General features: G+C 69.8%; 7 protein-coding genes. 5 read left to right on the plus strand and 2 right to left on the minus strand.

Annotation, left to right across the window (positions count from 1 at the left end):
- Positions 1-138: 138 nt before the first annotated feature.
- Positions 139-501 (minus strand): VOC family protein, encoded by a 363-nt coding sequence (locus ACZ4E1_RS40140; RefSeq protein WP_467548933.1) that lies wholly within the window; start codon positions 499-501, stop codon positions 139-141.
- A 31-nt stretch (positions 502-532) separates the two neighbouring features.
- On the opposite strand from ACZ4E1_RS40140, the gene ACZ4E1_RS40145 reads away from it, so the two are divergent.
- Positions 533-1105: a CGNR zinc finger domain-containing protein gene (locus ACZ4E1_RS40145; protein WP_467548946.1), complete on the plus strand. Its 573-nt coding sequence runs from the start codon at positions 533-535 to the stop codon at positions 1103-1105.
- A 279-nt stretch (positions 1106-1384) separates the two neighbouring features.
- Here the strand turns inward: ACZ4E1_RS40145 and ACZ4E1_RS40150 are convergent, their stop codons facing one another.
- Complete coding sequence (locus tag ACZ4E1_RS40150; RefSeq protein WP_467548935.1) at positions 1385-2710, minus strand: UDP-glucose dehydrogenase family protein; 1326 nt, start codon at positions 2708-2710, stop codon at positions 1385-1387.
- Positions 2711-2927: 217 nt separating this feature from the next.
- On the opposite strand from ACZ4E1_RS40150, the gene ACZ4E1_RS40155 reads away from it, so the two are divergent.
- The 4 genes from ACZ4E1_RS40155 to ACZ4E1_RS40170 all read left to right on the plus strand — a co-directional run bounded on the left by ACZ4E1_RS40155 (position 2928) and on the right by ACZ4E1_RS40170 (position 6421).
- Positions 2928-4085 carry an acyl-CoA dehydrogenase gene (locus ACZ4E1_RS40155; protein WP_467548937.1) on the plus strand — a complete coding sequence of 386 codons (1158 nt, stop codon included), beginning with the start codon at positions 2928-2930 and terminating at the stop codon, positions 4083-4085.
- 173 nt (positions 4086-4258) lie between these two features.
- Positions 4259-4849: a hypothetical protein gene (locus ACZ4E1_RS40160; protein WP_467548939.1), complete on the plus strand. Its 591-nt coding sequence runs from the start codon at positions 4259-4261 to the stop codon at positions 4847-4849.
- Positions 4800-5843, plus strand: a complete 1044-nt coding sequence (locus ACZ4E1_RS40165; RefSeq protein ID WP_467548940.1) for a tyrosine-type recombinase/integrase — start codon at positions 4800-4802, stop codon at positions 5841-5843. The genes ACZ4E1_RS40160 and ACZ4E1_RS40165 overlap by 50 nt, the downstream gene beginning before the upstream one ends.
- Positions 5844-6001: 158 nt before the next feature.
- The gene (locus ACZ4E1_RS40170; protein ID WP_399131043.1) at positions 6002-6421 is read left to right on the plus strand and encodes a spore-associated protein A; all 420 of its coding nucleotides are present in this window, start codon (positions 6002-6004) and stop codon (positions 6419-6421) included.
- Positions 6422-6559 lie beyond the last annotated feature (138 nt).

Consider the following 6559-nt stretch of genomic DNA (forward strand, 5'->3'; position numbering starts at 1 on the left):
ACGCTCGCGGCGTTGCCGAAACGACCTAATAGCTCCGCTATGAGGACGCTCCGGCGCCTTGCGATCGCACGCACCGGACACCGCGGGGCCCGCCCTTCGGGCGGACGACGGGACTTTCGACACACGCCCTAGCGCCGCCTAGCAGGCGCAGAGGCAGAACGGGTGCCCGGCCGGATCGGCGTACACACGCCAGGTCCGGCCGGGTTCTCCCGTCTCCAGGACCCGCGCCCCGAGCGCCAGTACCTCCTTCTCGGCCGCGTCCAGGTCCTCGACGGTCAGGTCGAGGTGGAGCTGCTGCGAGCCGTCCGCCGCGGGCCAGGACGGTGCGACGAACCCGGGCGCCTTCTGGAACGCGAGCGCCTGCCCACCCGGCGACGTCACATCCACCCAGCCCCCGTCGTCCCCCGTCACGGAGCCGCCGAGGACCGCCGCGTAGAACTCCGCGAGCGGACGCGGTTCGGGACAGTCCAGCACCACGGTGCCGAGCTTGGCGATGGCCATGATTCCTCCTGAGTTCCTGGGCGTTACCTCTATGAGGGGTCTACAGGTAACAGCCCGCGTTACCGCATGGTGCCGTAGAAGAGGTAACGTCGCAACCATGAACGACCGCGCGCCCGCGCCCGGCGGCCTCGCCCTCGTCGAGGCCCTGGTCAACACGCTGCTCGACATCCGAACCGGCGAGGACGCCCTCGACCGCCCCGAGGTCCGCGCCCGCTTCGGCATCACCACCGGCGAACTCGACGCCGCCCGCGCCCTGCGCGAATCCCTCCGCGCCGCCTGCCTCGCCCACGCGGGCCACCCCCCGCACCGCGAGGTCACCCCCCTCACCGACCTCCTCGCCACGGCCCCGCTCCACGTCCGCGTGGACCCCGCCGACGGCACCGCCACCCTCGCCCCGCTCGACGACGCCCCCCTCACCTCCCGCGTCGCCGCCGCCATCGCCGAAGCCACCACCACCGGCACCTGGCCCCGCCTCAAGGCCTGCGAGGCCCCCGACTGCCACTGGGCCTACTACGACCGCAGCCCCGCGGCCCGCAGCCGCTGGTGCGACATGCGCGTCTGCGGCGCCCGAGCCAAGATGCGCCGCTACCGAGCGAAGGACTGAGAAAGCCTGAGAAAGAAGAAGCGCCCCTGAAATGGCCGCCCGAAGGGCGTGCATCTCAGGGGCGCGAGGCTGTGCCGGGCGGGACCACGGTCGCGGGGCTGTGCCCGATCAGCGGCTCCGCCGCGGGGCGCGACGACGAGCGATGCCCCTGGGGCGCGCGAAGCGTGCCGTCCAGGGGCGCGGGGAACTGCGCGACCAGCCACGACGCAAGCCGCACCCGGCGACGAAACCGGTGGAGCCACGGCGCGCAGCCGGACGGATGACCAAGCGGACCGGCGACTAGGCCGACGGACGTCCCATCGCCCGGTACGTCCACCCGGCCTCCCGCCACGCCACGGGATCCAGCGCATTCCGGCCATCCAGAATGACCCGCCCCGCAGCGACAGCGCCGAGCTCCGCAGGATCGAGCTCCCGGAACTCCCGCCACTCCGTGAGGTGCAGCACGACATCCGCCCCCCGCACCGCCTCGAGCGCGGACTCCGCGTACCCCAGCGTCGGGAAGAGCCGCCGCGCGTTCTCCATGCCCTTCGGGTCGTACACGGTCACCTGACCGCCCTGAAGATGAATCTGCCCCGCGACGTTCAGCGCCGGCGAGTCCCGCACATCGTCCGAGTCCGGCTTGAACGCGGCCCCGAGCACCGCCACCCGCTTGCCGAGGAACGCCCCGCCCCCCAGCGCCTCCCGCGCCATCTCCACCATCGCCCCGCGCCGCCGCATGTTCACGGAGTCGATCTCGCGCAGGAACGTCAGCGCCTGGTCCGCGCCCAGCTCACCCGCCCGCGCCATGAACGCCCGGATGTCCTTCGGCAGACAGCCGCCGCCGAACCCGATCCCGGCCCGCAGGAACTTGTGCCCGATCCGGTCGTCGTAGCCGATCGCCTCCGCGAGCTTCGCGACGTCACCGCCCGCGGCCTCGCACACCTCGGCCATCGCGTTGATGAACGAGATCTTGGTCGCCAGGAACGAGTTCGCCGAGGTCTTCACCAGCTCGGCGGTCGGATAGTCCGTCACGACGAACGGCGTGCCCTCGGCGACCGGCGTCGCGTACACCTCGCGCAGCAGCTTCTCGGCCCGCTCCCCGCGCACACCGACCACGATCCGGTCCGGGTGCAGGGTGTCGTCCACGGCGAAGCCCTCGCGCAGGAACTCCGGGTTCCAGGCCAGCTCGACGCCCTCCGGCAGCAGCCGGGCCAGCCGCTCCGCGGAGCCGACCGGCACGGTGGACTTGCCGACGACGAGCGCGCCCGGCTTCAGATGCGGCGCGAGCGCGCCGAAGGCGGAGTCGACGTACGACATGTCGCACGCGTACTCACCGTGCTTCTGCGGCGTGTTCACACACACGAAGTGGACGTCGCCGAACTCCGCCACCTCCGCGAAGTCCATCGTGAAACGCAGCCGCCCGCTGGACCCCTCGATCCCGGCGACGTGCTTGCGCAGCAGCTCCTCCAGACCGGGCTCGTACATGGGGACCTCGCCCCGCGTGAGCATCTCGATCTTCTCGGGGACGACATCGAGCCCGAGCACCTCGAAGCCGAGCTCGGCCATCGCCGCGGCGTGCGTGGCGCCGAGGTATCCGGTGCCGATCACGGTGATCTTCAAAGGCATGGCGAGGAGCTCCAGAGGGTGTCGGTGCCAGGGCGTTACTGCGTGCTGATCTGCTCTGCGGTGGTGCCGCGACGCGCGCCCGAGCATAGTCGGGGTATGCGGAGCGCCCCGAAGGGGCAAGTTGTGGCTGTCGTGTAGCTCACGTATCCGTCCTGCGAGCCGCACCCTAAGATTTGGGTTACTTAACGGTAATTAGCGTCGCTTGGAGTGAGAGACCTTGGCCGGATCGGCTGATTTCGACCTGTACCGCCCGTCCGAGGAGCACGACATGCTCCGCGACACGATCCGGGCGCTGGCCGAGGCGAAGATCGCCCCGCACGCCGCCGCGGTCGACGAGGACGCCCGCTTCCCGCAGGAGGCGCTCGACGCCCTCGTCGCGTCGGACCTCGCCGCGATCCACGTGCCGGAGGCCTACGGCGGCGCCGGCGCCGACGCGCTCGCCACGGTCATCGTGATCGAGGAGGTCGCCCGCGTCTGCGTCTCGTCCTCCCTCATCCCGGCCGTGAACAAGCTGGGCTCGCTCCCCGTCATCCTCTCCGGCTCCGAGGAGCTGAAGAAGAAGTACCTGGTCCCGCTGGCCAAGGGCGACGCGATGTTCTCGTACTGCCTCTCCGAGCCCGACGCGGGCTCGGACGCCGCCGGCATGAAGACCCGCGCGGTCCGCGACGGCGACTACTGGGTGCTCAACGGCGTGAAGCGCTGGATCACCAACGCGGGCGTCTCCGAGTACTACACGGTCATGGCCGTCACCGACCCCGAGAAGCGCTCGAAGGGCATCTCGGCGTTCGTCGTGGAGAAGAGTGACGAGGGTGTCTCCTTCGGCGCCCCGGAGAAGAAGCTCGGCATCAAGGGCTCCCCGACCCGCGAGGTCTACTTCGACAACGTCCGCATCCCCGCCGACCGCATGATCGGCGAGGAGGGCACCGGCTTCGCCACGGCGATGAAGACCCTCGACCACACCCGCATCACCATCGCCGCCCAGGCCCTCGGTGTCGCCCAGGGAGCCCTCGACTACGCCAAGGGCTACGTCCAGGAGCGCAAGCAGTTCGGCAAGCCGATCGCCGACTTCCAGGGCATCCAGTTCATGCTCGCGGACATGGCGATGAAGATCTCCGCCGCCCGCGCCCTGACCTACCAGGCCGCCGCCGCCTCCGAGCGCGGCGACGCCGACCTCACGTACTTGGGCGCTGCCGCCAAGTGCTTCGCCTCGGACATCGCGATGGAGGTCACCACGGACGCCGTCCAGCTCCTCGGCGGCTACGGCTACACCCGCGACTACCCGGTCGAGCGCATGATGCGCGACGCCAAGATCACCCAAATATACGAAGGCACCAACCAGGTCCAGCGCATCGTGATGGCGCGCAACCTGCCGTAAGGCCGGCTTGAACGACAGAGTGAAGGGCGTCCGGGGAACCGGGCGCCCTTCACTCTTTCCGGGCACAAGTGGTGCGAGACAGGGATATTGCCATGTCTCGTGTCTTACGTTCGTCGTGTGACCGAGGACTTCTCGGCATACGGCGGAACACAGGAGCGCGCTACGTTCGACCCATGACCGCAGCATCAGGTGTGGACCTGCCCGAGGGATGGAGCCTGGATGGGGAACGACTCGTCCACGAGGCCGAGTTGCACGGCTGGCGTCTGACCGTAGTCAACCGGCTCGACGCACCGTGGGACGGCCCGACGAGCCTCTGCATCGAGCCCCCGGACGACCTCGGCGAGGAGGTCGGCACGGACGGCATCACGGCAGAACTCATGAGGTCGATCTCCCTGGCGGAGATCCGCAGAACGACCAAGGACCTGCGGGCACGCCTTGGGCGCTCGACGGGCGAGGCCATCACCGCTGCGAAGCTCTCCAGGGTCGAAACGGAGCAGGAGTACGCGCAGATGGCCCGTGCGTACGTGCAGCTGGTGCAGCAGGGCTACCGGAGCCCGGTCACCCGTCTGGCATCGGCATGGGGGTTGAGTCGGAACACCGTCAGCGGGCGGATCCGGCGGGCGCGCGCGATGGGCTTCCTGGAAGGGCCGCCGGGTAAACCCGCAGACCGTCTGACCGGCAAGGCCAGACGGCATCTGGAGGGGGAGGACGGGGATGGGGAATCCGCGCGCGCAGGGGGAGAGCGCCGATCCGGCGAAGCGTGAGTCGCTGGTGGAGGTCTTCGAGTTGTGGGCCACCACAAGGGGACTGGAGAACCGCAGCGTCAAGCAGTACCGGTCGATCTCGGCGAGAGCCGTCCAGCCGTTCTTCGAGGCCGAAGCCGTAGGGGCCGTCACTACCTGCCGGATCGAGCGATGGGTGGAATGGATGATCCGGGACCGGGGCTACAAGTCCTCGACCGTCCGGTTCCGGTTCAACGTTCTCGTGGCGGTGTTCGACTGGGCCGTCGGGCGGGGCCTGGCCGACGGCAACCCGTGCCGACCGGTGACGTTGCCCGTCAGCCGGGCAAGGACCCATCGGGATCAGCGGGCGGACGTGTACATCCCGCCGACGGACGAGGTGCTCGCCCTCATCGGAGCCGCCCCGCAGCGGTACCGGGGCATGTTCTGGCTGATGGCCGGGTGCGGTCTGCGGCTCGGTGAGGCCATGGGGGTGGCCCGGGACCGGATCTCGTTCGCCCAGGGGCTGCTCACCGTGGACCGCCAGGTGGCCTGCGACCGGGACACGGGGTCAGGCCGCTTCGGCAGCATGCGACTGCGTCACGTCAAGTGGCGGGAAGATGGCGAGAAGGGGCGCCACGTGCCGCTCCCCGGCGTCGTCGCCCTGGCGCTGCGGCGGCATCTCGGGGACTTCGACACCTGGGGTGATGAAGAGCTCCTGTTCTCCAACGTGACGGGAACGGGGCTCCTTTACCCCTCCTACTGGTACCAGCGGATCTGGCGGCCGGCATTCGCCGAAGCTGGCCTCGACCACTTCAATCCGCACAGCCTCCGGCACTACTACGCGGCCTCTCTTCTGAGCCAGGGCGTACCGGTGTCCGAGGTGTCCGCCTGGCTCGGGCACGCATCCGTGTCGTTCACCGAGCGGTACTACGCGGACGTGATGCCGGACGCCCCGGACCGTGCGCGGCTGGCCATCGACGGCGCACTGGGTTCCGCACGCGGCCAGGCCGGCCGGTCGGAGACCGCTGTCGCGTAGTCCGTGTCGAGGGGCGGTGCCGGTGGCGGAGTGACTCCCATGATCGCGGAACCGGTCAAATGTTCCTGCGAACCAGCCAAAGAACTCCGAGGCGTTGGCCGGGGGCATGGGAGGTCATGAGACTCGTGCCGTCGATCATCCGGACGGAAGGAATCCTCATGCGCATGCGTCGGCTCGGTGGCATCGCCGCCACGTTCGGCCTGGCCGCTGCCGGTCTCGTCTTCTCCGCCACGCCGGCCGCGGCCGCGGGGTACAACGGCGCCTGCGGGTCCGGTTACAACGTGATCGGTTCCAAGGACGTGGGCCAGGGCATCGCCTATGTCACCTACAACAGCTCCAACGGCTACAACTGCGTGGTCACCGTCAACGACGACCCGGGGACGGCGCGCTACCTGGACGCCCGCCTGCGCGTGCACCGGACCGACACGGTGTGGAAGTCCAACGAGATGGACGCGGGGACGTTCGCCTACTACGCGGGGCCCGTCTACGTGTACGCGAAGGGCCACTGCATCGACTACGGCGGCGAGGCCGGCAGCAACAGCTACGTGCAGATCGACTACGGGGTGCACTGCGGCTGAGTCGTGGCCGTGTGAACGTGGACGGGGGGGGGGGGGTGAAAAACCCCCCCCCCCCCCCCCGGGGGGGGGCGGGGGGGGGCGCGCCCGCCGGAGCACAGACTGGTTGGGTTTAAAGTGGGCGCGGGCCGTGTACAAGTG

The sequence above is a fragment of the Streptomyces sp. NPDC025806 genome (genome assembly GCF_055558275.1).

What these genes read in the sequence shown, in the direction of transcription:
- ACZ4E1_RS40170 (WP_399131043.1), top strand. Translation starts at nt 6,002, where the DNA reads ATGCGCATGCGTCGGCTCGGTGGCATCGCCGCCACGTTCGGCCTGGCC.
- ACZ4E1_RS40150 (WP_467548935.1), bottom strand. Translation starts at nt 2,710, where the DNA reads ATGCCTTTGAAGATCACCGTGATCGGCACCGGATACCTCGGCGCCACG.
- ACZ4E1_RS40160 (WP_467548939.1), top strand. Translation starts at nt 4,259, where the DNA reads ATGACCGCAGCATCAGGTGTGGACCTGCCCGAGGGATGGAGCCTGGAT.
- ACZ4E1_RS40145 (WP_467548946.1), top strand. Translation starts at nt 533, where the DNA reads ATGAGGGGTCTACAGGTAACAGCCCGCGTTACCGCATGGTGCCGTAGA.
- ACZ4E1_RS40140 (WP_467548933.1), bottom strand. Translation starts at nt 501, where the DNA reads ATGGCCATCGCCAAGCTCGGCACCGTGGTGCTGGACTGTCCCGAACCG.
- ACZ4E1_RS40165 (WP_467548940.1), top strand. Translation starts at nt 4,800, where the DNA reads ATGGGGAATCCGCGCGCGCAGGGGGAGAGCGCCGATCCGGCGAAGCGT.